This is a genomic window from Arthrobacter sp. CDRTa11, from assembly GCF_026427775.1.
Classification (GTDB): Bacteria; Actinomycetota; Actinomycetes; order Actinomycetales; family Micrococcaceae; genus Arthrobacter.
The window spans coordinates 2,669,068-2,694,862 of sequence record NZ_CP044532.1 but is presented as its reverse complement, the minus strand read 5'-3'; the positions used below and the strand labels follow the sequence as shown (position 1 = coordinate 2,694,862).

Genomic DNA, 25,795 nt, shown 5'->3' with positions numbered 1-25,795 from the left:
TTCGGGCGGGTTCAATCCGTGTGGGCCATCGGCCGCAGCCCGGCGTGGAACGATGCACGTGAGCCCACAGCAGATTCGGGGGTAGCCAGGAAGTCCGTGAGACCCTTGGCAGCCTTCCTGACGGCACGCTCCATGTCCGCCATTTTGTAGGTTCCCGTCGCCGCGATGCCGGCTATGGCTCCGGCTACCCGTTGATCAGGCCAGAAGACCGGCGCTGCACAGGCATCCATGCCCGCTACAAGCTGTTCCATGCTCCTGGACACCCCCTCCTGCCGGATCACAGCCAACAGTCTCCGGAGAACAAACGGATCTGTTGTGGTCTGAGGCGTGAAGGCATTCAGGGGAGCCGCCAGCACAGCTTCCTGAAACGCACTGGGGGCATACGCGAGTAGGACCAGTCCGGCAGCGCTGGCATGCAGCGGCATTTTGCTCCCGGTCCGGGAGATGGTCTTCTCGGCATGGGGCCAGGACAGCTTTTCCAGGACCAGTGCGCCGTGTCCGTGCAGCGCAGCCAGGTGGACATGGCCATGCGTTGATGACAGCACCTGCTGCATGTAGGGCGTCGCCGCGTCACTCAGGGCGTAATTGTGCGGTGAACGGGCCGCAATACCCCACAGCCGCAGGCCGATGACGTAGCGGCCGGCAGCGGTTCGCTCCAGGGCTCCGCATTCCACCAGCTCCTGGACCAGGCGATGGACGGTGCTGGTGGGCATGGCCGTTGCCCGCGCCAGGTCTGACAGCGCCAACTCCGTGCGCTCTTCCGAGAAGACTCCCAAGATGTTTACGGCCTTGCTGACCACTGACAGCCCGGGGTGGGTGCTGTTTCCAGCCATTGCATTTTCCTCTCGAGGGAGTGCGTTTTCCCCCAATGCGATCTTAGATCCTCAGACCGCGCCGGTCCTCCTCACGGACGTTGCGGCGTCGTACTCCACGACGGATTATCCGATTCACGAGCGCTGCAGATCATCTGGCGCGCGTTCGTTGTGAGGCGTAGATTCAGTCAATCTGATGCGATGACGCGGCGTTCTACAAAGGGGGCCAGGATGGCCGGATGGAATGCGGACAATGCTGCCGGTTCTACGGGACTGGGAGCTGTAACACTTGTAGAGGGTTCATCCTTTTGCATTTCGTTGCAGAACGGAGACATCTTCGCCCATCATCCCCATGGTGTTTTCCACAGGGACACAAGAATCCTGTCCCGCTGGTGCCTCACGGTTAATGGCCAGGAGCTGGAGCCGCTGGGGGCATGGACTCCTTCACCCTTTCGCGCAACCTACATTGGCCGGGGAGTTCGCGCCGATGGGAGGGCCGACAGCCCCCTGACAGTAGTCCGCAACCGGGAGTTGGGCGCCGGAATACTGGAGGACATCGCTATCTACAATTACTCCCCGCACCCGGCCGCCTGTGAGGTTGTGCTCTCCGCCGATGCGGATTTCGCTGACCTCTTTGAAGTGAAGGACGGGCGTTTCCATCGGCAGTGGGCACAGACACGCCGGGCGGAGGACGGCGCGCTGAGGATCGAGGCGCTTTGGCAAGGGGTGAAGAAGGATGTCATTGTGCGGGCACCCGGCTGCGAGGCCAGCACTGATGGCCTGCTGTTCAGCACCGTCATTCCTGCCCAAGGCGAGTGGAGCGTCCGGGCCTCGGTGATGCCCGAACTGGGGGAATCCGCGGACGGGCATCCTTTCCATCCGGGTGTGGCCTCGGATTCTCCCCAGGACAGGCGGCAGCAGGCCTGGGCCAGAACTATCCCTGATGTCACCATGGGAAATCCTTCCGTGCAGCGAACCATGATGCGCAGCCACGCCGATCTGGGGGCCTTGCGAATCGTGGATCCGGATCATCCCAACCGCATGGTTGCCGCCGCGGGTGCGCCGTGGTTCATGGCACTGTTCGGGCGGGATTCACTGCTGTCCTCATCCATGATCCTGCCGCTCGACGCGTCCCTGGCCCTCGGAACGCTGCAGACCCTGGCCGACCGGCAGGGGACGGTGGAGGACGTCCTGACGGAAGAGCAACCGGGGCGGATCCTGCACGAGGTGCGGTTCGGCGTCGGGACGGGCCTGGCGCTTGGCGGCAAATCCGCCTACTACGGCAGCGCCGACGCAACGCCCCTGTTCGTGGCACTGATGGGCGAAGTCTCCCGCTGGGGCGTCTCCGCGGAGGACATCGCCGCGCTGCTGCCCCATGCGGACCGTGCCCTTGACTGGATCCGGGACTACGGCGACCGTGACGGTGACGGGTTCGTCGAGTACGAGCGCCTCAACGACCAAGGCCTGATTAACCAAGGCTGGAAGGATTCCTGGGACGGAATCAATTTTGCCGACGGCCGCCTCGCGGAGGCTCCCATTGCGCTGTGCGAAGTTCAGGGTTACGTCTACAGCGCCTACATCGCCCGTGCCTGGATGGCCCATGATGCCGGTGACAGCGAGTTGGCCGCGGAGCTCCAGGACCGCGCGGCACGGCTGAAAGAGCGGTTCAACGAGGCATTCTGGTTGCCCGACCGCGGGTACTACGCCATCGCCCTTGACCGGGATAAGCGGCAGGTTGATGCTTGCGCTTCCAATATGGGCCACTGCCTGTGGTCCGGCATCGTCGACGCCGACAAGGCGCAACAGGTTGCCGATCGGCTCATGTCTCCGGAGATGTTCAGCGGCTGGGGTGTACGTACCCTGGCCAGCGACATGAAGGCGTACAACCCGGTGAGCTACCATAACGGCTCAGTCTGGCCACATGACAATGCGCTGATCGTGGCCGGCCTGATGCGCTACGGGTTCGTCGAGGAGGCCCAGACCCTGTCCGTTGCTTTGTTGGAGGCGGCCGAATATACGGACAACCGGCTTCCGGAGCTGTTCTGCGGGTTCAGCCGCGACAAGTGCCCTGAGCCACTGCCCTACCCCACGGCCTGCTCTCCCCAGGCATGGGCCTCTGCTGCCCCGGTGATGTTGCTCCGAAGCCTGCTGCGCTATGAGGCCCATGTCTCCTTGGGCGGGCTGTGGATGGATCCCGTGCTGCCGGAATCCTGGGGCGCCATGCATGGGTCAAATGCACCGGTGGGTACTGCGCGGGTTACCGTCGACATTTCCGGCAAGGAGGCAACGGTCAAGGGATTGCCCGAAGGAATGGTGCACTACAGGGGAACACGCCCTCCGCTGGACAACTTTTCCGAGCTGGAAGTACTTCGCCGGAACAGGGTGCCCGGGCTCAACGGCTAGCTGCACGTCATGGCCGGGCACCCGTTGCCGACAGGCACCAGGAGGGCTTACGCCGGCTTCCTTCCGATCAACACGAAGAAGACAGTCGCCGGCTGATCGGTATGGTTCCGCCATGCGTGTCTCGTTCCGTTCTGCACGATAATGTCGCCCTGCCGCAGGACAGTTGTTGCGGATCCAAGGTCAAGCACGACCTCACCGCTCACCACGACGCCATAGTCGACGGTGGGAGTCGTATGGAAGCCTGGATTGTCCTGCTCGAACAGTTCAGCGAGGCCAGGTGTGATCTCCATCTGTTCCCGCGCCGCTTTCGGGCCGTCGAAGAGCGGGTCCGCGAACACGGTATCCGGAGGAAAGGTGACCAGCAGGGCAACCGTTTCCCCGGCACCCGGAACAAGAGTGACGAGGTCCGGCGTGAGGTCACGGTACCCGGACTCCGGGGGCGCCGCCGTCGCCCAGACGACGGAATTGACCATGCCCGGAACCGCCACGTGTGCCCTGGAGCGGGGCGGTGGACCGTCGCTTACGATCTGTGGCTCACCGTGGGTGGAGACACCTGTGACAACCCGACGCACGGCCGAAGCCTGCCCGTCTGCGCCCTGAAAGTGGTTGTGGTCCCTCCCCTGGATCGCGTCAACAAGAAGCGGTTCAGACATGCTCCCGCCCACCGGTCGGCGAGACGATGTAATTGCTGAAGCCTCCATTGCGGTTTTCCAAACCGTTGATGGCGTCATTGACATCCTCGAGGCCAAAGACGACATCTTCGAACACCGACAGATCGACGGCACCTGAACCGGCAAGGGCCGCCATCTCCTGGCCTTCGCCGGGCGAGAACCAGCAGGATCCGATCAGGGATTGCTGCTGGTCCATCAGGTGATGAACATCGACGGGGACGTCGCCGGCCGTTGCACCGACGTTGACGGCGCGGCCGCCCCTGCGCAACGACCGAAGACCCTCGAGGAAGGGAGCGTGCGGGGTATTCGGTCCGAGGGCGCTGATATAGCCGTCCACTCCACCGTCGGTTACCCGGCGGACCCATTCATCGATGGGGCCATCATCCGTGGAGAACACCTGGATCCGTTCCGGGGAAATGGCACGCACCCGCTCGAGGAGCTCGCGGTTCCTGCCCGTTCCCAGGATGGTGGTTACGCCCTGGGCGAGGGCAAACAATGCGGTGCCGAGTCCGAGGGTTCCGCTGATTCCGTTGATCAGCAGGCTGCTGCCTGGTTCCAGGCGAGCCTTTTGCAAGGCTGCGTAGCCGGTACCGAGGTATCCGAACCGTGCGGCCCGGTTGAAACTGAGGTTGTCCGGCAAGCGGACCAATGAACCTGCAGGAGCAAGCATGGCCTCGGCCAAGCCGCCATAGGGGTACCGGTCCAGCATCTGCCCCGAGGTGGGCGTCAGCCCGAAGTAGCCCGCAAAAGCAAAATGCTGGCAGTGCATGATCTTCCCGCTCCGGCATTCCTTGCAGGCACCGCAGGATCGGCCCGGATTGACGTAAACACGGTCGCCGGGCGCAAATTCCCGGACGTCCGGGCCTACGGCTTCCACAACGCCCGCCGGATCCAGCCCAAAGATGGCCGGAAGCGCCGGCAACGGGTTCTGCGGAAACCAGGTGGTCCAATTCGCGAGGATGTTGGCGAGGTTGGGCACGATGTTGCAGCTGTGAACACGCACCCGGACATCCGCGCCGGTAGGTATCGGCAGCGGTACTTCTTCAATCACCATCGGTTCGCCGACGGCATGCATTCGGGCCGCTGTCATTGTCTGAGTCATTGTCATTCTGATCTCCTTTGATCCGGTGCGGACGCAATCCGTTGCCATCGTTCGATGTAACTGCTACGGTTCATTCAGTGAATCTCTTAGGTTCAGTGAATGAACTCAGTGAGGAGCATAACATCGGATTCGTTGAAAGGGGAAGAGAGACAGTGGAGACCTCGACTACCAGCAGCAGGGCTTTCCTGGCAGGTGAGGCCGGAGAGGCCGCACCCCTTGGCACCCTCGAGCGCGGCCTTTACCTGTTGGGGCTCTTTTCAACGGAACGGCCGGAATGGACGCTGCGTGAACTGCGGGAGGAATCCCAGTTGCCGAAGGCGACTGTGCGCCGCCTGATGCTCACGCTGGAACGGCTCGGATGGGTGGAGCAGGACGTGGCAGGCAACTACGCCCTTGGTCCGCGAATGCTTCAAAGCCTGTACGCGAAGACGTCGGCCAGTGTCCTCGTCAGCGAAGCCCGGCCCTACCTCGAAAGGCTGGCCCAGAGCACCACTGAATCCGCCCTCCTTTCGGTATGGGGCCACGAGGGAACACTGTCCCTTGACCTCGTCACAACGGAGCGCCATTTCAAACCGTTCACCTCGGCCGGCATGGTGGTCCACGGGCTGATGTCGGCCGACGCGAAGGTCCTTGTGGCGTTCGCGCCCGAGATGCTTTGGGACGCGCGCTATGCTTCCCTCTCACAAGCCATGCCCGCCGGAGTCACAGTGGATTCCATGCGGGCGAAATGGCGGGAGGTCCGCGCTGCCGGCGTCGCTTTCGACAACGAGGAATGGAAGCCAGGCGTCTGTGCAGTGGCGGCGCCGGTCCTCGGTGCCGACGGCTTTGTTCTCGCCTCCATCTCCCTGGTCATCCCCAGTGAGCGCGGTGGCAAGCAGGAGCTCGAACGCTACGCAGCCGCCGTCCGCGACGCTGCTGCAGCGCTCTCGCGGGTCCACATTGAGCGGAACCAGGCATTGGGAATGACTCCTGATGATGGTGATTCACAGGGCTGATTACTGCCCCAATTTGGGATGACTTCCCGTGATGCCGCGGCGCACGCATATGCGCAGGGGCATCACGGAGGCGCCCTACTGCCCTACGACGTCGAAATGATCTCCAATGAAGGATGCACATGACACTCGAAAATTCGCCGTTTGACTCGGATGTGCTGGTGGTCGGCACAGGTCCGATGGGCGCGACGACCGCGCTTGCGCTCGCGACATACGGCATACGCACACTGGCGGTCAGCAGGGAAAACTGGCTGGCCCACACTCCACGGGCGCACATCACCAACCTCCGTGCCATGGAAGTGCTCCGCAGCCTGGGCATCGAGGAGGAGGTGAAGCAGCAGGCAACCCCGTGGAACCTCATGGGCGAGACAAAGTTCATGACCAGTCTCGCGGGTCCGGAGATCGCGCGTCTTAGCAGCTACGGAACCGGAGACGACCGGCAGGGAGACTACCGTCAATCCAGTCCCTGCTCCATGGTGGACATCCCCCAGTCGGACCTGGAGCCGATTATCCTCAACAGTGCGGCGAAGCGGCGTGCATCGTTCGAATTCAACACCCTCTACCGCTCCAGCGTGCAGGACGACGACGGTGTCACCGTTACGCTTGAACACCGCCCCAGCGGGCGCGTCTACCAGCACCGCACCCGCTACCTGGTGGGTGCCGACGGGGCGCGGTCCCAAGTGGCCCAGGATGCCGGAATCCCCATCGAGGGCGTCCTGGCGCGTGCCGGCACGGTGTACGCCCAGTTCCGTGGCGACCTCTCCAAGTACGTGGCGCACCGGCCATCGATCATGAACTGGATCGTCAACCAGGAGGCAGCCGTTGGTGAAATCGGCCTGGGGCTTCTGCGGGCCGTGCGGCCCTGGGACAACTGGATCGCAGGATGGGGGTTCGACATCTCGCAAGGAGATCCTGACCTCAGCTTTGAGACAGCACGGACCCGGATCAAGGCCTACATCGGCGACCCCGGCTTCGAGCCGGAAATCACCTCGGTAGGGCCTTGGTACGTCAACGAGGCCTACGCGCCCTACTACTCAAACAACCGCATCTTCTGCGGAGGGGACGCCACCCACCGCCATCCCCCGACCAACGGGCTCGGTTCAAACACCTGCATCCAGGACGCATTCAACCTGGCCTGGAAGCTTGCCTACGTCATCAAGGGCGATGCGGCCCCGTCACTGCTGGACTCCTACACCGAGGAACGGGCACCGATCGGTCGGCAAATCGTTGAGCGCGCGAACCAGTCGCGGCGGGAGTTTGCTCCCCTGAAGCAGGCATTCGCGGCAGAGCGTCCCGGCGGTCCGTCGGGTCTCGAAAAACTGACAGCCCCTACCGCGGACGGAGAAGCTGCCAGAGCAGAACTTGCACGCGCCCTGGAGCTCAGGAATTACGAGTTCAATGCCCAGGGCGTGGAGATGAACCACCGCTACGAATCCGGGGCAGTGGTTCCGGACACCGATGAGCCCGAGGTGTGGGCCCGCGACAAGGAACTATACGCGCAGGCCTCAAGCCGTCCAGGCGCGAAACTCCCCCACGCCTGGCTTGTGGACGCCTCCGGACACAGGGTCTCAACGCTGGATCTCGTGGGCGACGGCTATTTCACCCTATTAACCGGGCCGTCAGGCAGAGCATGGGTGGAGGCAGTCGTCGGGCTCGGGCACCCCCGCGTGCGGGCGAAGGTCATCGGTGCACCGGACTCGCAAGACCTCTATTTCGCGTGGCACAAGCTCCGCGGGACGGATGAAGACGGGGCATTGCTGGTGCGTCCCGACGGCGTCATCGCGTGGCGCTCCGTGCATTCGGTTGGAGAAGGGGCCCAGCAGGCGCTGTCCGAGGCCCTGACGGCCATCCTCGGAGTCAACATCTCGGACTTAAGCCATCAGGCCCCCATGGTGAATGTCCCGTGAGCAAACCCGAGGCCCTGCCGACGATCCCCGACGCGATGGCGCAGGAACTGGCCGCACTGTTGGGACAGGATGCCGTCCACGTCGAACGGACCCGGATCGACGACTTCAAGGACGATTATTGGCTCACCGGGGATGAAACCTACGCGGCGTCAGCCGTTGTACAGCCCACCACCACCGAACAGGTGCAGGGAATCCTGGAGATCGCACGGCGCTACGCCGTTCCGGTCTGGCCCCACAGCCAGGGGCGCAACCTGGGCCATGGAGGTGCGTCCCCGAAAGTCCGGGGGTCCATCCAGCTTGGTTTCCAGCGCATGAACCGGATCCTTGAAATCAACGAAGAGCTCGCCTATGCAGTGGTGGAGCCCGGAGTGACCTGGTTCGATCTGCACGACGCCGTACGCAGCAAGGGTTACGATCTCGCCACACCCTGTCCCGACCTTGGCTGGGGCTCCATCGTGGGCAACACCATGGACGGTGGCCACACGTACCAGCGCTACGGCGCAGACTACATGCTGGCCGCCGGCCTTGAAGTCGTGATGCCGGACGGTGCCATCCTGCGCACGGGGCAAGGCGCAATTCCTTCCAGCCCTGCCTGGCACACCTACAAGCGAAGCCTGGGCCCAAACCTCGAACCGATGTTCGTGCAGTCGAATTTCGGGATCGTCACCAGGATGGGCATCTGGCTGACGCGCCGGCCGGAATCCTTTGCACCCTTGCTCCTTGCCATCGACGACGAGGCGGACTTCGAGGCTGCCATCGACACCATCCGTGAGCTCCGCCTTGCCGGGCACCTGGAAGGCATGCCGGCGCTGTACTCCACTCTTCGGGCATGCCATATGTTGCGCGATGCACCGGTTGCAGGGCAGGAGCACCCTTTTACGGACTCAGAGCTGCACGAGATCGGGTTCCGTGCGGGAGTTGGTGCCTGGGCAGCACGCGCGGCTGTCTGGGGTGCACCGGAAATCGTAGATGCGAAAGTGCGCCGGATCCGTGAGGCCTGGGAGGCGATCCCCAGTGGCCGGGTAGAGGCCCGACGCACGTACTCGCCTGACGAGTACAACCAACTTGAGTCATCCGCCGAGCAAATCATGGCCGGCGAACCAACACTGAAGGCCATTGAGAACACTCCACCCAACATCGCCCATGTTGACGTATCCCCCGTGGTGCCCTTGCAGGGAACTGCGATGCGCGGCGTCATCGATGTTCTGCGGCGGGAGTTCAAGGCCGCCGGCCGCGATTTCGGCGCCGGCATCATGGTCACAGGGGAACGTTCTGCAGTGGTGATAGCCGGCGTCCGTTACGACAGGACGGATGAAAACTCCACCCGCTCGGCATTCGCCCTGGCCCGCAGCCTGATCCTCGAACTCGGAAAGCTGGGGATTGCTGACAGCCGCCCCCACCTGGAATTCATGGACCTGGCCGCCGCGGAGTACAGCTTCAACGACAACATCTACCGGCGTGTGGCCACCCAGATCAAGGACGCCCTCGATCCCGACGGGATCCTCTCCCCCGGCAGGCATGGCATCTGGCCAACCAACTTCGGCCAAGCCGGAACCCATACTTCGAAGGACCCCAGATGACACAGACACTGACCATAGACTGCCACGGCCACTTCACCACTGAGCCGGCTGACTTCCACGCCTACCGTGCCGAGCAGATCGCCCACGCCGAGGGCCGGGGGGAGGCTCCGGACCCCTACGGTGGAATTCCCGATGATGAACTGCGGGAGATCATTACGGCCAACCAGCTGAGGCTGCAGCGCGAACGGGGTTCAGATGTCACCATCCTTTCGCCCCGGGCAGCGGGGATGGGCCACCACGTACCCGGGCAGGACGCGGCCAACGAGTGGGCCCGGCTGTCCAACGACACGATCGCGAGGATCTGCGACCTCTTCCCGGAGAACTTCGCCGGCGTGTGCCAGCTCCCTCAGACTGTCGAAGGAGGACTGGGGCCGGTCATCGCCGAACTGGAACGCTGCGTCGAAGCCGGCTTCGTGGGGTGCAACCTCAATCCGGATCCCTCCGGGGGACGATGGTCCGCACCGCCGCTGACAGACCTCTGGTGGGACCCGCTTTGGGATGCCATGGAACGGCTCGACGTTCCGGCGATGATCCACGTTTCAGCTTCGTGTTCTCCGGCGCTCCACACCACCGGGGCACACTACCTGGCCGCCGACACCGCAGTGTTCATGCAACTGCTGGCCGGGGACCTCTTCGAGCGGCATCCCAACCTGCGCCTGGTGATACCCCATGGTGGAGGCGCCGTTCCATATCACTGGGGGCGCTACCGCGGCTTGTCAATCATGCTCGACAAGCCGCCACTGGCTGAGCACCTGATGCGCAACGTCTTCTTCGACACCTGCGTCTACCACCAGGAGGGTATCAACGCACTGTTCTCGGTCATTGACCCCTCAAACATCCTGTTCGGCTCGGAATTGCTTGGCGCGGTCAGAGCTGACGATCCGGAAACAGGCCACCCATTTGACGACACCAAGCGGTACGTGGAAGCCCTGCACCTTGACCATAAGGAACGTCAGGCCGTCCTCGGCGGAAATGCCCGCCGGATCTACCCCCGCCTCGATGCCCGACTCGCCGCCCAAGGGCGGTAAACCCCATGACACACGGAGGACACATGAGCAATTCATTCAAGAAAGTACGCTTTGCAGGGGCCGCCCAGGGATTCAACTGGCTGCCCGTATTCGTCGCCGACGAGCAGGGAATCTTCGCCCGGCATGGAATCAGCATCGAATACATGCGGCTGGGCTCAGTCGATAAAGCGACGGCGGCCGTGCGTGAAGGAACAGCAGACCTTGCGATCACCCCACCGGAAGGGGCCGTCGCCGATTTCGTCTCCGGTGGCACGCTGCGCATCGTCGGCTCCAACTCCGAACGCCTCCCGATGTCACTCGTGGCGCGGGCGGACATCGGGACACTTGAGGAGCTGCGCGGCAAGCGGATCGGCACGTCATCGCTTACCGAAGGCACCGCCATTTACACGCAGCTGATGCTCCGGGAAGCCGGCCTCAGCTATCCCCAGGATTACAGTTTCGTCCTCGCGGGCGTGCACACCACCCGCTGGACTGCCCTGCAGGAAAACGGGATCGACGCCGCCCCGCAGCCTGCACCCTGGAACTTCCTGGCGGAACGGTCCGGCTACAACCTGCTCGGCGAAGTTGCCGATGTTATTCCCGAAATCATCTTTGCTGCCATCATCGGCAATGAAGACTGGCTGCGTGAAAACAGCGAGCTGGTGCAGGACCTTGTCTCGGCCCTGTCCGAAGCCCATGACTTCGTCAACGACCCTGCCAACGACTCCGTCACGCTGCCCATTTACCAGCGCCTCACCACACCGGATGACGCAGAGCTCGCCGCCCGCGGCCTGAAGTACACCCGCGACCTCGGCATGTGGCCGGCAGGGCTCCGGGTGTCTCCCGTTGCGTTAGAGGCAACGATTGACGTCATGATCGGCTCCGGCCTTCTCCAGGACTCCGACAGGACCAACGCCGGCGGCGTCGTGGACAGCAACTTCACGGTAGGGGCATAACCATGGCACGCGTCATCAACACCATTGAACGGACCCCATCCGAAATCGCCTCGGCCTTCGCAGGGCTGGGAGTGGCCACAACACACGAGGCCCAGGAGCGCTCCGGACTTCTCCACTCGCGATTGCAGCCCCGCCAGTCGGACGCCGCCATTGCCGGCACGGCTGTCACCTGCGAGGTTGCCCCGGGCGATAACTGGATGATCCACGTGGCACTCGAGCAGGCACAGCCAGGGGACATCCTCGTGGTGACACCCACCTCGCCGTGTGACGACGGGTATTTCGGAGATCTGCTCGCAACGTCCGCCATGGCGCGCGGCGTCCGCGGCCTCGTCATCGATGCAGGCGTCCGGGACGTCGCGATACTCAGGAGTATGGGTTTTCCCGTCTGGAGCAAGGCGGTCAGCGCGCAGGGCACCGTCAAGGAGACTCTGGCCAACGTCCAGGTTCCCATTGTGTGCGGCGGCCAGCTCATCACTCCAGGCGACGTCATCGTCGCGGACGACGACGGTATCTGCGTTGTCCGCCGGGAGGATGCCGCTGCTGTCCTTGAAGCAGGCCTGCGCCGGGAGGCCGCTGAGGAAGAGAAGCGCGCCCTCTATGCCCAGGGACTCCTGAGCCTGGATGTGGTGAATGGAATGCGCACCCGCCTTGAGGCCAAGGGCCTGCAGTACCTTCGCTAGCCGACCCCACTTATCCCACGTTCGCTTGCGAACAAGGAAACGGAAATTTCAGATGACATCACAGGTAGAAACCTCAAGCGGCGCAGTTGCGTCCCTATCCCCCGACCCGGCCCTGCCGGCCCAAACAGCGCCCCAAACAGCGCCTCAAACAACGACGGGCACAGGAAGCGCATCACCCCGTACGGCCGCCCCGGCAACGAAGTCTGCAGGGCACGTCATCGTTGACGCCCTGGTGGCCCACGGCGTCAAGCGCACCCATATCGTTCCGGGCGAAAGCTTCCTTGACGTCCTGGACGGGCTGCACGGCTCGGACATCGAAACGATTGTTTGCCGCCACGAGGGCGGAGCCACCTACATGGCGGAAGCCGACGGGAAAATGAACCAACTGCCGGGTGTCGCGATGGTTACCCGGGGACCCGGTGCCGCCAATGCTCACGTCGGCCTGCACACCGCCTGGCAGGACTCCACGCCCATGGTCCTGTTTGTGGGGCTGATACCCTTCGCGCACCGGGACCGCGAGGCGTTCCAGGAATTCGACATCAAAGCCTGGTTCGACACCGGCGCCAAGCGTGTGATGGTCCTGGACCACGCCGAGCGTGCTTCCGAAATCGTCGCTGAGGCCTTCTTCGCCGCCATGAGCGGCAGGCCCGGCCCGGTGGTCATCGGCCTGCCCGAGGACGTCATCCGCAAACAGATTGATCCGACGCCGCACCCGCCCATCCCGGTGGCAACCGGCGGAATGACAGGCACCGATTCAGACGCCCTTTCCGCAGCCCTTGCCGCCTCAACCAAGCCACTGTTTGTCACCGGCGGGAACGACTGGACCCAGGAAGGCGCCGACCAGCTCACCGAATGGCTGGAAAAGCACCACATCCCTGCCGCCGCAGAGTGGCGCACCGAGGGTACTGTTCCATTCGATTCCCCCTCCTACGTTGGTCCTATCGGTTACGGCCGGCCCCGCCCCACCTACGACCTGCTGGAAGAAACCGACCTGCTCATCTTCGTTGGCACCGTCCCCGGCGACGTCATCACCGACGGATTCCTGTGCCGCCAGGACTGGAACAAAAAGAACTTCCTCGTCACCATCGATCCCTCCCTCCGGGGCCGCTCCGGCCCCGTTTCCTATCAGATCGTGGCCAAACCCGACGTGTTCATCCGCGACCTTGCCAAGATCCAGCTTCCGGTGAAAGAAGAGTGGAAAGCCTGGACAGGAAGGATGCGGGCCGAGCAGGTTGCCTTCGCCGCGCTCCCGCCGGCGACGCCGTCGGCCGGTCCGGCACGGATGGACACGCTGATGGCCAACCTCGTGCCCACGCTGCCTGCCGACGCGATGGTTACCCTCGGCGCCGGGGAGCACACCAACTGGGCACACCGCTACTTCCCTACCCAGCGTTATGCCTCGATGATCAGCGCCCGCAACGGCTCCATGGGCTACTCCGTTCCCTCCGCCATCGCGGCCTCCCTGGAATACCCCGGCAGGCGCGTGGTGACCATCGCCGGCGACGGGGAATTCCTCATGAACGGCCAGGAACTAGCCACCGCCGCGCAGTATGGAGCCACTCCTTTGGTCATCGTGATGGACAACCAGGAATACGGGACCATCCGCACCCACCAGGAACGGCACTACCCCGAACGGGTCTCCGGAACCCAGCTGAAAAACCCGGAATTCGCGCTCATGGCGCAGGCCTTCGGCGGCTTCGGAATAAAGGTGGAACGCGACGCCGATATCCCCGCCGCCATCGAAGCGGCCCTCAGCGCCATCGATGAAGAGCAGAGGTTCGCGCTCATCCACCTGGTGGTTGAGCAAAGGGTTAGAGCCTACTAAAGGCACCGCGGCAGGAAGCCGGCCTGCAGCTGCTTTCCACCTCCTGACTCCCCTTTTATGAACGGAAAAACATGTCTGTCCCCGTACTTAACGAACTGAAATTGCTGGACACCGTGCCCACCGGCCTGCTGATCGGCGGGCAATGGCGGGACGCGTCCGACGGCGGCACGTTTGACGTGCACGACCCCGCAACCGGTGACGTGCTCGCCACCCTCGCCTCCGCAACCAGCGAAGACGCCCTCGCCGCGCTGGACGCGGCTGACGCAGCGCAGGCATCCTGGGCCAGGACCGCACCCCGGGTTCGGGCGGAGATTCTCCGCCGTGCCTTTGACCTGGTCACCGAACGGGCCGAGGACTTCGCCCTGTTGATGACACTGGAAATGGGCAAACCCCTGGCCGAAGCCCGAGGCGAAGTCACCTACGGCGCCGAGTTCCTGCGCTGGTTCTCCGAAGAAGCCGTCCGCGACTACGGCCGCTACCTCACCACACCCGAGGGCAAGAACAAGATCCTGGTCCAGCACAAACCCGTCGGACCCTGCCTGCTCATCACGCCCTGGAACTTCCCGCTCGCGATGGCCACCCGCAAAGTCGCCCCGGCCGTCGCCGCAGGCTGCACCATGGTCCTCAAACCCGCCAAGCTCACCCCGCTGACCGCCCAGTACTTCGCGCAGACCATGCTCGACGCCGGCCTGCCCGCCGGCGTCCTGAACGTCGTGCCATCATCCTCCGCGTCGGGGATCTCCGGGCCACTGCTGAAGGATTCCCGGCTGCGGAAGGTCTCGTTCACCGGCTCCACCCCGGTGGGCAAAAGACTGATGGCCGACGCCGCACAGAACGTGCTCCGCACCTCGATGGAACTGGGCGGAAACGCGCCCTTCATAGTGTTCGAAGACGCCGACGTCGACAAGGCCGTCGAAGGCGCCATGGCTGCCAAGATGCGGAACATGGGAGAGGCCTGCACCGCCGCGAACAGGTTCCTCGTCCACGAATCCGTCGCCCAGGAATTCACCGCCAAATTCGCCGCCGCAATGGGCGCCCTGACCACCGGCCACGGAACCGACCCCAACAGCCAGGTGGGCCCGCTCATCGACGCCGGCGCCCGCGACGACGTGCACGCCCTCGTGGCAGCCGCCGTCGACGCCGGAGCAACAGCCGTCACCGGCGGAGCACCCGTAGACGGCCCCGGCTACTTCTACCACCCCACCGTCCTGGCCAACGTCCCCAACGACGCCGCCATCCTCCGCCAGGAAATCTTCGGCCCCGTCGCCCCCGTCACCACCTTCAGCACCGAAGAAGACGCCATCAGGCTCGCCAACGCCAGTGAATACGGCCTCGCCTCTTACGTCTACAGCCGGGACTTCAACAGGCTCCTGCGGGTGGCCGAACAGATCGAATTCGGCATGGTGGGCTTCAACGCCGGCGTCATCTCCAACGCCGCAGCACCCTTCGGCGGCGTCAAGCAATCAGGCCTCGGCCGCGAAGGCGGCTCCGAAGGCATCGCCGAATACACCACCACCCAATACATCGGCATCAACGACCCCTACACCAGCTAGTCCACACCGAAATGCCCTGACTTTCGACGGTGTGCAGAGTCACCTGCGGACGGGGCGGTCAATGGCCGCCCCGTCCCTTTTGCTGTGCGCTGATGTTGGCCGCCTCAGGGCCTGAACATCTTTCCCGTCCAGTGGGAAAGCGATGGTGACGCACTCTGTGACCAGCAAAACTTATAGAACATTGCAACGGACTTCCTGCATCGTTGGGAATCCCCGCAGTTCCTCCCCGATTTATCTTGGCGCGGCACTTCCGCGCACCCTGATTTCTCTCTAGGACCAGACATGACTGAAACAACAACGATGTTGGCAGCCCGGATGCACGACGTCTCTGCCCCGATGACCCTCGAACGGGTACCTCTTCCATCCCCCGGACCCCTGGACGTACGTATCAGGATCAAGGCCTGCAACATTGTCCCCAACCTGGCCAATGTGCTGCGGAACTGGACCACCTGGTTTCCGCAGAATCCGCTGCCCGCCCTTCCGGCCATCTTCGGGCTGGACCCTGCCGGCGTCGTGGATGAAGTTGGCCCCGGCGTGCAGGGCTTCAAGCCGGGAGACCGCGTTTATGTCAACCCGGGCCGCTACTGCGACTCCTGCCGCGAATGCCGTTCGAACAACCGGATGCACTGCCAGAACTTCGCGTTCGCCGGATACTTTGGCCTGACGCCCACCAGCGGAATGATGCTGGACCGGTATCCCTACGGCGGACTGGCGGAGTACATGATTGCCCCCCAGTATTCGCTGGTAAAGCTTCCGGCAAACGTGGGCTTTGAAACAGGGGCACGGCTTGGCTACCTGGGAACCGGCTATGCGGCCCTCCGCAAAGCGGGAGTCGGTTCCACCACCACAGTGCTGATCAACGGGATCAGCGGAACCCTTGGCCTGGGCGTTGCCCTGTTTGCCCTGGCCATGGGGGCACCGGCCGTGCTGGGTACCGGGCGCAACCGGGAACTGCTGGAGAAGGTCCAGGCCCTGGCCCCGGACCGAATCCGGACTCATTCCCTGTCCGATGGGCCCGTCAGCGACTGGGTAAAGTCCGTCACCGGCGAAGGCGTCGACGTTCACATCGACGCGCTGGGTCCGGGCGCTGACCACGAAATCTTCAATGAAGGGCTGAAATCGCTCCGGCGTGGCGGCGTGGCAGTCAACATCGGGGCCACGGCCGGCCTGGTCCCCATTGATGTGCACCACATGATGGACCAGCAGCTGCGTTTGATCGGATCGTGCTGGTTCAGCGCCGGCGAGGGCCAGGCGATGGCTGACATGGCCGGCTCGGGCGCCGTGGACCTTTCAGTTTTTGAGCACGTCGTTTTCCCGCTGGAAAAAGTCAATGAGGCCATTTCCGGCATATCGGCCCGCAACGGCGGATTCAGCAATTTCATTATTTCCCCGTCCTAACTGACGGACCTCAACTGCCACGCCTCCCGGATCACGTCGATGTGATCCGGAACAACTTGTAAAGGACCCGATGATGATTCCAACAACGCTCCGGCGTACCGAGACAGCAGCACCCACTCCACGCACCAAATCGTCCTACCTTCTGAACACGCTCATCGGCCTGGCCCTGATGGCGGTCATTTCGTTGCTCCCCGCACCGGCTCCCCTGACACCCACAGGCATGGCGGTGGTGGGTGTTTTCGTGGGAACCCTCTACCTCTGGACTACCGTTGACCTGGTGTGGCCCAGCGTCCTGGGCATCGCGCTGAGCGCCTTCTTTATCAACTCAGTCATGGAGCCGGCAGCGCTTCACGGAATTTGGAAGTCGCTGCAGGAGTCGGTGGGCAACTGGGTGGTGGCCTTTGTGATCGGCAGCCTGCTCCTGACCTACGCCCTCAATGAATCGGGCCTGACCAGCAGGATCGCCGATTGGTTCCTCTCCCGGCGGTGGGCGCGTCGAAGCCCCTGGGCTTTCACGTACACCTTGTTCGCCTGCGCGTTCTTCCTGGGCATGTTCCTTGACCTCATTCCCACGCTGGTGTTTATGATCGCCCTCCTCAATGCCGTCTTCCGCAAGCTCGGATACACCTACGGCGAGAAGTATCCGCTCGTGGTGATCATCGGCTGCACGTTCCTAATCAACATCGCATTCGCCATCACGCCGATTTCGCACCCCGTTACACTCATCGGCCTGGGTGTGTTTACCGGAGCTTCGGGAGGTGCTTCGATCGGATTCGTCGAGTACATGCTGGTAGGCATTCCGGTGGGCGTCGTCGCAGCCTGCCTCATTATCCTGTTCCTCCGCTACGTCGTTAAGCCGGGCATGGAGCGCTTCAACGACGTGGACTTCGCCGAACTGGCCACAGAAAACGCCACACCGCTAAGCCGCCGTGAAGTGGCCACGGCAGTCATTTTCTCCCTGGTGGTCATCACCTGGATCCTGCCGGGGCTCGTCAGCCTCATCGATCCGCAAGCGGGCATCGTCACCTTCTTTGACGAGATCACGCTGATTGTCCCCACACTCTTCGGCGTCATCCTTTTGATGCTCCTGCGCATTGACGGCAAACCACTCCTGGATCACACGTCGGCGCTCCGCACCGTCCCGTGGGGCGTCATCTCGCTGGTGGCCTGCGCGATGCTCTTTGGCACGCTGCTCACCGAGGATGCGGTGGGGCTGAACACCTTCCTGGTGGGCGCCCTCAGTCCGCTCTTCGCCTCCGGTATGAGCCCGCTCCTGGTAATGCTCGTAATGGTGCTGGCGATCGCGTTCATCACCAACGTGGCCAACCATGTTCCTGTGATCATCATGTTCGTCGCGGTGTGCGTTCCCCTTGCCGAAGTGCTGGGTGTGGACAACAGGCTGGTCGGCACGCTGGTGATCCTGGCAGCGCAGATGGGCTTCGCCCTGCCGTCATCCCTCGCATCGGTTGCCCTGATCTTCGGCGATCCCTGGGTCAAGCCGGGAGCCGTTGTACGGTACGGCGTGTATGCCACCCTGGTGTCCGCCCTCAGCATCGTCGTGATCGGGTACCCGCTCGCCACCCTGGTATTCGCCGGCGGATAGCCGCTGCCGGAAGCCAAGACCGAAAACCCGATGGAAAGGAGGGGAGGCTAAAAGCCTCCCCTCCTACTTCATCTGGTGCCTTCCCGCTATTGTTTGCCGCTCGGCGGTTCGTCATCCCGGCACATCCTGCGCTGATTAATGGCGCTCAAACAGTGTCCGTTGTCGCTTTCGCGTCTGTAGCCGCCTGCGCATATGACGCCGAAACCCGGCGGTACACCGGGGTCAGGAAGGCAAGCAACGCAGCCACCACCATGATGATCCCGGCGATCAGGAACACCAGGGCGATGCCGCGGGAGGTGCCCTCGCCCAGCAGCGGTGCCAGCTGGGCCGCGCCGTCGGCGGACCGCGCGTAGGGGATGATCCAGAACTGCGCGATGGGCGCAATCAGGAAGGAGGTAATCGGCGCTGCAGCCGACTCGAACGCCATGGCGAACCCGAACACCCTGCCCTGCCGCTGAAGCGGCACCACCTGCTGGATGACCGTTTGCTCGGCCGCCTCCACAACGGGTATCAGGACCAGGTACAGCCAGATGCCGGCGATGTACAGCCACGCCCATTCGCGCACCGTAAAGACAGCACCGAGGACCCCCATCACCACCACAGCGAGAAGCATGGTGCGCAACGGGTTGGGCCCCAGCCCGAACTTGCCCACCAGCGCGCCGCCAATGATGAAGCCGGTGGACCCCAGCGCAAAGACGGCTCCCCAGATCTCCACGGGGAACATCTCCAGCCCATACGGATCCATCAGCGCCATGTAAACGCCGCCAATAAAGTTGTTGAACGTTGAGAACAGGATCAGCGCAAACAGCCCGGCAACGGCCAACACCGCGGCGATGGAACCGCGCAGGTCGAAGGCGCCGTGCGCGTCCGTGGCGGCAACCCGTACTTCCTCCGGCATGCGCAGGAAGAGCAGGTGCGCGAAGGCCAGTACGGTGAGCACCACGGCGACAACAATGGTCCAGCCCATGCCCAGCAGCCCGATCGAGAGCCCCGAGAGCACTGAGGTGACGATAAAGGCCAGCCCCTGCACCATGCCAACCATCCCGTTCGCGTTGGCGCGCCGGTCCGGCTCGATGAGGATGGTGACGATGGTGGAGAGGGCCACGTTGCGCATGTTTTCCACGACAGCGCCCACCAGGATGATCAGCGTGAAGATCCAGAACCACGGCTGGGTCAGATCCAGCAGCTGTGCGGTGGGGGTCAGCAGGAACATGACCCCGGACAGCACGAACATCACCAGCGTGAAAGCGGCGGCGAAGCGCATCACAGCAAGCTTCCGGTAGCGGTCCACAAAGGTGCCAAAGCTGATGCTGGAAAGGGCGATCAACAGCATGTATGCGCCGCCAACCACCCCTGTGGCGATCACGTTGCGCGTCTCCAGGTACACCCAGAAGGTCAGGGCGAACCATAGATAGCTGGTGGTGATGTTCGCCAGGGCGGTGTTCACCAGAATCCCGGTGAAGGTGCGGGACCGCTCCTGCGTACTGCGCAAGGACGTGTCGACGGCGTCCGGGTCAACCAGGCCAGGGGCCTCCCCGTCCTCCACAGATGTGGAGGCGAAGGCCGAATCCTCGGGGTGGCCTGCACTGCTTTCTGAATCCGCAGCGGCCCTGCGCGGGGCCGGTTCCTGCTCGGTCATGCGTCCCAGTGTACTGAGAACCAGGACGTGCGGACAGGGTTGCCCGGTCCTCAATTACCGCAGTTTGGGTGGCCTTCGGACTTCTATTTATAGCGACTGCTTATGCCGACATATTCTGACTGTTTATGCCAACTGTTTATGCCTACGGCAGTATGCGCCGAAGGCGGGCCAGCAGCGTGGCGGCGAGCAACGCCGTCGTGATTTCCAGGGCGATGACCAGCAGGAGTCCGGCGGCGCCATTGACGCTTGCAGCGTCCGACGCCGGAACACGGCCATGCGCGTGGCCGCCTGCACCGCTGCCGGCCAGCAGCAGCCCGTGGAGGGCAACCATGCAGAGAGCACAGGCCATCACCCTGCGGAGGGCGCCCACCCTGCTGTGCCCCCAGATGTGCACAACGCAGGGCAGGCAGACCACCGCAAGAACCAGCATGAGGGCACCCAGCCAGGCGCCATGCCGGTTCGTGGCGGCAAGCCACAGATGCACGGCACTGGAGCCCGCCACCACCATGGCGCATAACCGCGGATGCAGGACGGGCCTGCCGGCTCGGGCCCGCCCCGGCGTCGTCGTCATTTCCCCGGTCCCGGCGGCCTGTACTAGTGGCAGGAGCCGGCGTTGCCGCCGCCGGCGCTGTGGCAGGTGCCTGAGGCCTGGCTTGCGTTGGCAGGAACATCCAGGACGGGGCTGCGGCCAAAGAAGCCTTCGGGGCGGAGCTTGAAGCCGACCGTGTCCACGGGCATGATGGGCCAGTCCTCCACGCGGGGGAAGTGGGTGAGGCCGAAGGTGTGCCAGAGGACGATGTCCTGGCCGTCGATGTCGCGGTCCTGGGCAATATAGGCGGGCAGGCCGGCTCCGCCGGAGTGCTGGTTCACGAAGTCCCCGGTTGGGTAGCGTTCCTCGTCTCGGTAGCGGGTGACCCACAGGTCCTTGGTGGCAAAGGCGGCACGGCGGGCGATGGAGGATTCCGGATCGGCCAGCAGGGTGGGCTGGTTCTGGCTGTGCAGCTTGTAGCCCACTGGCTCGCCCAGCCGGTTCTTCGACTCCGGGTTGGAGATGATCCAGGTCCTCCCTGCCCGGGCGTCGGCCTCCCGGCTGCCTTCACGCGTCAGGAGGGTGCGCTTCCGGGAAAAGGCGTTGCCGCGCTCATTGCCCGGGCCCATGGGCTGGCGGACCACGTCCTCCTCTTCCACCCTGTTCGTGAAGCCGTCGATGGCCATGTCCAGCCGGGCACTGAAGAGGTGCTGGTGGAAGGGTGCGCCAAGGCCGGGTGCCAGCTGGGAAATGTTGTCCGAGCCGCCCTCGGGGAACGCAGAGGTAAAGACGACGCCGGTGGCCTTGGCTTCGAACTCGATGGTGCCGTCCAGGTAGAGGTACCAGTAGAAGCCGTAGTCGTAGTTGCCGATGGTGGTGAAGAAGGAGATCACCAGGCGGCGGTTGCGGCGGGTGTAGTTGATCCCTGTCCAGAGGTCGGAGTGTTTGGACAGGATGCCCCAGTCCTCCTCGTGCATGCAGATGCCGTTGCGGATCTCCCGGGGGTTGCCGAAGGCGTCGCTGATCACCGGGCTGAGGTACGTGATGTCGCCCAGGCAGTCGCAGCCGAGCTCCAAGGAGTTGGCGTACTGGCCCACGAGGTATTCGCCGGTGTCAAAGTAGTTCTGCCAGGATCGGATGGGTGAGGGATCGCCGTACGGGACCACCATCTCGGCGATCGAGGCCCGGTTGATGATGGGACGCTTTCGGCCACCGTCCTGGAAGGCGAGGTTGTGGAGCACAACTCCTTCGCGGACATCGAAGCCGACGTCCACGCTCCATTTTTCCCACTCCACGTGGTTTCCGCCGGTCACGGTGAAGCTGGGGCCTTCGGGCTGGGTGATGCTGATGGGCTTCTGGGTGGTACGCAGGGGCCCGGTCAGTTCCGGATCGGTGTAGTTGCCGTGCTCCGACGGGATGGGCATCGCGCCGAGGTCGATGACCCGGGTGACTTCCTTGCTGACGACATCGACGTAGGCCACCAGCCCGTCCACGGGATGCGCCCAGGCGCTGTCCTCCGGGAAATCCTGCACAAAGGCCAGGCCACGCAGGATGCGCCGGCCCTTCTCTTCGGCGTACTCGAAAACCCCTGCGGAGAGCGGGGCAACGCGTACCTTGGTGACGTCGAGCCCGCGGTCCGCCAGCGCCTTTAGCCAGCGGTCATCCGCGGCCAGGAGCTGCTCCACCACCTCAAATTCCTCTTCCAGGACCGGCAGTTCGCCGGTCATCCCGGTATCCAGTTCGACGGCGGACACCACCTCCCGGCGGGTCACGGAGACCACTACGTCCGCGGGAGCTCCTCCAGAGATGTCATGGATAAAGATCCGGAACCGGCGGTCCCCGTCAGGGCCCGCGACGGCGGCGTCAGCATCGCCGTCGGCAGTCCCGTCGTCCACGGCAGCCCCGCCGTCGACAGTCCTCATGGCGGCAGCCCCACGGGCGGGGTCAAGCAGGCCCAGATAGGCGATGCGCTTCTCCGGGCCCAGGTGGCCGGCAGCGTGAAGGATGGCCTGGACCTCGGTGACCTCGCCGGCTGATGCCAGGCGGTACGGGGTTGCGGTGTCAGCTGCTGCAAGCGTCATGGGTGACCTTTGTCCGGGACCATGGCTGGTCGCGTTTTTATTTTCTATACTTGTAGAGAATAAGCGGTACGTAAGATGGCTCACAAGAGTCTGTGCGAAATATTTCCGGGAGCGGCCGCCGTGCCAAAGATTGTTGACCATGACGAACGCCGGCTGGAACTGGTGGATGCCACGTGGCGGATCATCGCCCGGCTGGGCATCGAAGGCGCCACCATGCGGGAAATTGCGCTGGAGGCAGGCTTCGCCAATGGCGCGCTCAAGCCGTACTTCCCCACTAAGGACAACCTCTTGGAATTCGCGTTCGGGCACGTCTTCAATAGGACCAACCAGCGCATAGCCACAGTGACAGAAGGAAAATCCGGGCTGCCCGCATTGCGGGCCTTTTGCCTGGAGGTGCTCCCCCTGGACGAGGAACGGGTGAACGAGGCGCGGATCGTCATCCCCTTTTGGCAGAAGGCTGTCAACGATCCGCAGAAGGCGGAGATCCACCGGCAGTCCATGGATGAGTGGCTTGCCGCCATCCGGCAATACCTCGCGCAGGCGCGGGAGGCGGGGGACGTCAAGGCAGACGTCGACGACGCCACACTGGCGAGCCAGCTCCTGAACATGCTGCTGGGCGCACAGATCGGGGCAGCATTGGGTCCCGGTCCCGGTCCCGGTGCCGGTGCCCGTGCCAGTACCGGCCTTGCCGATCAGCTGGAGGGGTTTCTTGCCCTGCTTGCCCGATAACTGAGCCCAACCAGGAGAACTCCGACGTGACCATTCCCCCTGAGATCGATACTCCGGAGATCATGATCGATCTCGACATCCTTGAACGGAATATCGAGCGGATGGCTGCTGCTGTCCGGGACAAGGGCCTCACCCTTCGCCCCCATGCCAAAACCCACAAGATCATCGAGATCGCGGCCCGGCAGATGGCCGCCGGGGCAGCCGGCCTGACCGTGGCAACCATTGGCGAGGCGGAGGTGTTCGCTGAGGCAGGAATCGAGGACATCTTCATCGCCTACCCGCTCTGGATTTCAACCCAAAAGGCTGAGCGGCTCCGGCGCCTGGCGTCAACCGCGAGGATCTCGGTGGGCGTGGACTCCGCAGCGGGGGCCACCAGGCTGGGATCAGGCCTCGGGCAAGCGTCCGGGAGGGTCAGTGTCCTGGTTGAGATCGACAGCGGCCATCACCGCAGCGGCACCATGCCAGAGGCAGCGGCGGCGGTTGCCGAAGCCGCGTCGCGGGCCGGACTGCAGGTTGCGGGCGTCTTCACCTTCCCCGGCCACAGCTACGCCCCTGGAATGCCGGCAGAGGCCGCCGCACAGGAGCAGCAGGCGCTGTTCCTGGCAGCCGAATCACTGGCGGCGGCAGGGTTCGAGGCCACCTGCCGAAGCGGAGGATCCACCCCGACGGCGTTGCTGACCGAGGGGTCTGTGGCCACGGAAGTGCGGCCCGGGGTTTACGTCTTCGGCGATGCGCAGCAGCTGGAGCTTGGACGCTGCGCCGTGGAGGACATTGCGCTGACGGTCGCTGCCACGGTGGTGAGCCACCATGAGACGTCCCCGGATGCCCCTGCTCGTTTCATCATCGACGCCGGCAGCAAGATCCTGGGCAGCGACAGGCCCGCATGGGCCACCGGCTTCGGGCGCCTGATGGACCACCCGGATGCCCGGATCACTGCCCTTTCAGAGCGCCATGCCACCGTGGAATGGTCTGAAAGCACAGTCAAGCCGGCCCTCGGTGACGGGGTGCGCGTTATCCCCAACCACGTCTGCCTGGCGATCAACCTGGCGGACGACGTCGCGGTAACCAGCCGTGGCACCCTCGTGGACCGTTGGGACGTCGTGGCGAGGGGCAGGAACAAGTAGCCGCCGGTAACCCCGCAACCGGGCACCGGCAACCCGCAAGCCGGCGACGCCCGGCGGCGGAAGGTCTTTTTTCGCCAAGCGTTGAAAAAAGACCGTTCCGGCGTTACCCTGAGTGGACTGTGTCTCAGGACACAGCCATGGGGGAACCCACGCTAAGCGGCCATCCGTCGTCAGGAACATCCATGCCAGCTGCAGTCCAGCCCGCCAGCCAGAACCTCACGTCCAGCGTTGCGCTGACGTTTGACCACTGGAAACACCTTGTTGCGGAGTCCTTTGTGCCACTCGCAGCCAGGACAGCAGACGTTGACGGGTTCCGCGGGCAGATGCGCGCCCGCGTGCTGGACCGGATGTCCGTCGTCGAAGTCTCCGCCTCCTCCCATGAGGTCCACCGCACCCCTGCCCTGATCGCCCAGACCAGCGAACGCTACTTCAAGCTCAACCTCCAGCTGGAGGGCACGGGACTGCTGATCCAGGACAACCGCGAGGCCCTTCTCCAGCCCGGCGACCTGGCCATCTACGACACCAGCCGCCCCTACACCCTCGCCTTCGAGGAAGAGGCCCGGATGATGGTGGTCATGTTCCCCTGCGATGCCCTCTCACTGCCCACCGACTATGTGGGCCAGCTCGCGGCGGTTCGAATGGCCGGCAGCACCGGCCTCAGCGGAATTGTGGGGCAGTTCATCCGGCAACTCTCAGAGAACCTTGACGTCCTGAGCGGACCCAGCGGTTCGCGGCTGGCAACAAACGCCCTGGACCTCGTGGCCACCATGCTGCACGCCGAAATGGACATCGCCCCGGACCGGATGAAGCCGCAGGCCCTCCTGGCCGTGTCGGTGCGCGAATACATCGAGGCCAACCTGTCCGATCCGCTGCTGTCACCGGCCAGCATTGCGGCCGCGCATTTCGTCTCCACGCGGCACCTGCACAACGTCTTCCACGAATCCGGAACCACCGTGGCCAGCTGGATCAGGACCCAGAGGCTGGAGGGTGCTCGCCGCGAACTGCGGGATCCGCTGCATGCCGGTCAGTCAGTAGGCGCCGTCGCTGCCCGTTGGGGTTTCCTCGACGCAGCGCATTTCAGCCGTATCTTCCGCGACGCCTTCGGCGTCTCCCCCAGCGACTGGCGCCGGAGCGCCTGACCGGCCCTGCCCAGCCTAAATAACCGCCACCGCAGAGCGATAAGCGACCTGCCGCAGTCGGGCGG

At 63.9% G+C, this 25,795-nt stretch carries 20 protein-coding genes; 14 read left to right on the top strand and 6 right to left on the bottom strand.

Translation table 11 applies throughout. From position 1 onward, the window contains the following. Positions 1 to 11: 11 nt before the first annotated feature. Positions 12 to 833 carry an IclR family transcriptional regulator gene (locus tag F8G81_RS12030; protein ID WP_267274974.1) on the bottom strand — a complete coding sequence of 274 codons (822 nt, stop codon included), beginning with the start codon at positions 831 to 833 and terminating at the stop codon, positions 12 to 14. A 210-nt stretch (positions 834 to 1,043) separates the two neighbouring features. On the opposite strand from F8G81_RS12030, the gene F8G81_RS12025 reads away from it, so the two are divergent. Beyond that, entirely contained in the window at positions 1,044 to 3,215 is a 2,172-nt protein-coding gene (locus F8G81_RS12025; protein WP_267274973.1) for a glycogen debranching N-terminal domain-containing protein, read from the top strand. Between the two features lie 47 nt (positions 3,216 to 3,262). Here F8G81_RS12025 and F8G81_RS12020 read toward each other — a convergent pair whose 3' ends face one another. Both F8G81_RS12020 and F8G81_RS12015 read right to left on the bottom strand, forming a co-directional pair. Beyond that, a complete protein-coding gene (locus F8G81_RS12020; protein ID WP_267274972.1) occupies positions 3,263 to 3,868 on the bottom strand; it encodes a cupin domain-containing protein in 606 nt (201 codons plus the stop codon). Then, a complete protein-coding gene (locus tag F8G81_RS12015; RefSeq protein ID WP_267274971.1) occupies positions 3,861 to 4,994 on the bottom strand; it encodes an alcohol dehydrogenase catalytic domain-containing protein in 1,134 nt (377 codons plus the stop codon). Before F8G81_RS12015 ends, F8G81_RS12020 begins: the two co-directional genes overlap by 8 nt. A 146-nt stretch (positions 4,995 to 5,140) precedes the next feature. Here F8G81_RS12015 and F8G81_RS12010 point away from each other — a divergent pair, with 146 nt between their 5' ends. The 10 genes from F8G81_RS12010 to F8G81_RS11965 all read left to right on the top strand — a co-directional run bounded on the left by F8G81_RS12010 (position 5,141) and on the right by F8G81_RS11965 (position 18,489). Further along, positions 5,141 to 5,983 carry an IclR family transcriptional regulator gene (locus F8G81_RS12010; protein ID WP_267274970.1) on the top strand — a complete coding sequence of 281 codons (843 nt, stop codon included), beginning with the start codon at positions 5,141 to 5,143 and terminating at the stop codon, positions 5,981 to 5,983. A gap of 119 nt (positions 5,984 to 6,102) precedes the next feature. Next, on the top strand, positions 6,103 to 7,887 hold the full coding sequence (locus tag F8G81_RS12005; RefSeq protein WP_267274969.1) for an FAD-dependent monooxygenase: 1,785 nt from the start codon (positions 6,103 to 6,105) through the stop codon (positions 7,885 to 7,887). Beyond that, positions 7,884 to 9,467: an FAD-binding oxidoreductase gene (locus F8G81_RS12000; protein ID WP_267274968.1), complete on the top strand. Its 1,584-nt coding sequence runs from the start codon at positions 7,884 to 7,886 to the stop codon at positions 9,465 to 9,467. Before F8G81_RS12005 ends, F8G81_RS12000 begins: the two co-directional genes overlap by 4 nt. After that, the gene (locus F8G81_RS11995) at positions 9,464 to 10,495 is read left to right on the top strand and encodes an amidohydrolase family protein (RefSeq protein ID WP_267274967.1); all 1,032 of its coding nucleotides are present in this window, start codon (positions 9,464 to 9,466) and stop codon (positions 10,493 to 10,495) included. Before F8G81_RS12000 ends, F8G81_RS11995 begins: the two co-directional genes overlap by 4 nt. A 23-nt stretch (positions 10,496 to 10,518) precedes the next feature. Then, positions 10,519 to 11,430 carry an ABC transporter substrate-binding protein gene (locus F8G81_RS11990; protein WP_267274966.1) on the top strand — a complete coding sequence of 304 codons (912 nt, stop codon included), beginning with the start codon at positions 10,519 to 10,521 and terminating at the stop codon, positions 11,428 to 11,430. 2 nt (positions 11,431 to 11,432) lie between these two features. After that, entirely contained in the window at positions 11,433 to 12,110 is a 678-nt protein-coding gene (locus tag F8G81_RS11985; protein WP_267274965.1) for a 4-carboxy-4-hydroxy-2-oxoadipate aldolase/oxaloacetate decarboxylase, read from the top strand. Between the two features lie 52 nt (positions 12,111 to 12,162). Then, complete coding sequence (locus F8G81_RS11980; RefSeq protein ID WP_267274964.1) at positions 12,163 to 13,935, top strand: thiamine pyrophosphate-dependent enzyme; 1,773 nt, start codon at positions 12,163 to 12,165, stop codon at positions 13,933 to 13,935. Between the two features lie 71 nt (positions 13,936 to 14,006). After that, on the top strand, positions 14,007 to 15,488 hold the full coding sequence (locus F8G81_RS11975) for an NAD-dependent succinate-semialdehyde dehydrogenase (RefSeq protein ID WP_267274963.1): 1,482 nt from the start codon (positions 14,007 to 14,009) through the stop codon (positions 15,486 to 15,488). A 282-nt stretch (positions 15,489 to 15,770) separates the two neighbouring features. Beyond that, a complete protein-coding gene (locus tag F8G81_RS11970; RefSeq protein ID WP_267274962.1) occupies positions 15,771 to 16,886 on the top strand; it encodes an alcohol dehydrogenase catalytic domain-containing protein in 1,116 nt (371 codons plus the stop codon). 73 nt (positions 16,887 to 16,959) lie between these two features. Then, on the top strand, positions 16,960 to 18,489 hold the full coding sequence (locus F8G81_RS11965) for an SLC13 family permease (RefSeq protein WP_267274961.1): 1,530 nt from the start codon (positions 16,960 to 16,962) through the stop codon (positions 18,487 to 18,489). 145 nt (positions 18,490 to 18,634) lie between these two features. Here F8G81_RS11965 and F8G81_RS11960 read toward each other — a convergent pair whose 3' ends face one another. The 3 genes from F8G81_RS11960 to F8G81_RS11950 all read right to left on the bottom strand — a co-directional run bounded on the left by F8G81_RS11960 (position 18,635) and on the right by F8G81_RS11950 (position 22,738). Next, the gene (locus F8G81_RS11960) at positions 18,635 to 20,128 is read right to left on the bottom strand and encodes an MFS transporter (protein ID WP_267274960.1); all 1,494 of its coding nucleotides are present in this window, start codon (positions 20,126 to 20,128) and stop codon (positions 18,635 to 18,637) included. A gap of 142 nt (positions 20,129 to 20,270) precedes the next feature. Continuing rightward, complete coding sequence (locus F8G81_RS11955) at positions 20,271 to 20,699, bottom strand: hypothetical protein (protein ID WP_267274959.1); 429 nt, start codon at positions 20,697 to 20,699, stop codon at positions 20,271 to 20,273. A 23-nt stretch (positions 20,700 to 20,722) separates the two neighbouring features. Further along, positions 20,723 to 22,738: a primary-amine oxidase gene (locus tag F8G81_RS11950; RefSeq protein WP_267274958.1), complete on the bottom strand. Its 2,016-nt coding sequence runs from the start codon at positions 22,736 to 22,738 to the stop codon at positions 20,723 to 20,725. Positions 22,739 to 22,858: 120 nt separating this feature from the next. Here F8G81_RS11950 and F8G81_RS11945 point away from each other — a divergent pair, with 120 nt between their 5' ends. The 3 genes from F8G81_RS11945 to F8G81_RS11935 all read left to right on the top strand — a co-directional run bounded on the left by F8G81_RS11945 (position 22,859) and on the right by F8G81_RS11935 (position 25,730). Next, entirely contained in the window at positions 22,859 to 23,467 is a 609-nt protein-coding gene (locus F8G81_RS11945; protein WP_267279196.1) for a TetR/AcrR family transcriptional regulator, read from the top strand. Positions 23,468 to 23,529: 62 nt separating this feature from the next. Then, complete coding sequence (locus tag F8G81_RS11940) at positions 23,530 to 24,591, top strand: alanine racemase (RefSeq protein ID WP_416377142.1); 1,062 nt, start codon at positions 23,530 to 23,532, stop codon at positions 24,589 to 24,591. A gap of 182 nt (positions 24,592 to 24,773) precedes the next feature. Then, on the top strand, positions 24,774 to 25,730 hold the full coding sequence (locus F8G81_RS11935; RefSeq protein WP_267274956.1) for a helix-turn-helix domain-containing protein: 957 nt from the start codon (positions 24,774 to 24,776) through the stop codon (positions 25,728 to 25,730). Positions 25,731 to 25,795 lie beyond the last annotated feature (65 nt).

Coding starts and splice junctions, on each gene's coding strand:
- F8G81_RS12030 (WP_267274974.1), bottom strand. CDS start 833: ATGGCTGGAAACAGCACCCACCCCGGGCTGTCAGTGGTCAGCAAGGCC.
- F8G81_RS12025 (WP_267274973.1), top strand. CDS start 1,044: ATGGCCGGATGGAATGCGGACAATGCTGCCGGTTCTACGGGACTGGGA.
- F8G81_RS12020 (WP_267274972.1), bottom strand. CDS start 3,868: ATGTCTGAACCGCTTCTTGTTGACGCGATCCAGGGGAGGGACCACAAC.
- F8G81_RS12015 (WP_267274971.1), bottom strand. CDS start 4,994: ATGACAATGACTCAGACAATGACAGCGGCCCGAATGCATGCCGTCGGC.
- F8G81_RS12005 (WP_267274969.1), top strand. CDS start 6,103: ATGACACTCGAAAATTCGCCGTTTGACTCGGATGTGCTGGTGGTCGGC.
- F8G81_RS11995 (WP_267274967.1), top strand. CDS start 9,464: ATGACACAGACACTGACCATAGACTGCCACGGCCACTTCACCACTGAG.
- F8G81_RS11990 (WP_267274966.1), top strand. CDS start 10,519: ATGAGCAATTCATTCAAGAAAGTACGCTTTGCAGGGGCCGCCCAGGGA.
- F8G81_RS11985 (WP_267274965.1), top strand. CDS start 11,433: ATGGCACGCGTCATCAACACCATTGAACGGACCCCATCCGAAATCGCC.
- F8G81_RS11980 (WP_267274964.1), top strand. CDS start 12,163: ATGACATCACAGGTAGAAACCTCAAGCGGCGCAGTTGCGTCCCTATCC.
- F8G81_RS11975 (WP_267274963.1), top strand. CDS start 14,007: ATGTCTGTCCCCGTACTTAACGAACTGAAATTGCTGGACACCGTGCCC.
- F8G81_RS11970 (WP_267274962.1), top strand. CDS start 15,771: ATGACTGAAACAACAACGATGTTGGCAGCCCGGATGCACGACGTCTCT.
- F8G81_RS11965 (WP_267274961.1), top strand. CDS start 16,960: ATGATTCCAACAACGCTCCGGCGTACCGAGACAGCAGCACCCACTCCA.
- F8G81_RS11960 (WP_267274960.1), bottom strand. CDS start 20,128: ATGACCGAGCAGGAACCGGCCCCGCGCAGGGCCGCTGCGGATTCAGAA.
- F8G81_RS11955 (WP_267274959.1), bottom strand. CDS start 20,699: ATGACGACGACGCCGGGGCGGGCCCGAGCCGGCAGGCCCGTCCTGCAT.
- F8G81_RS11950 (WP_267274958.1), bottom strand. CDS start 22,738: ATGACGCTTGCAGCAGCTGACACCGCAACCCCGTACCGCCTGGCATCA.
- F8G81_RS11940 (WP_416377142.1), top strand. CDS start 23,530: ATGATCGATCTCGACATCCTTGAACGGAATATCGAGCGGATGGCTGCT.
- F8G81_RS11935 (WP_267274956.1), top strand. CDS start 24,774: ATGCCAGCTGCAGTCCAGCCCGCCAGCCAGAACCTCACGTCCAGCGTT.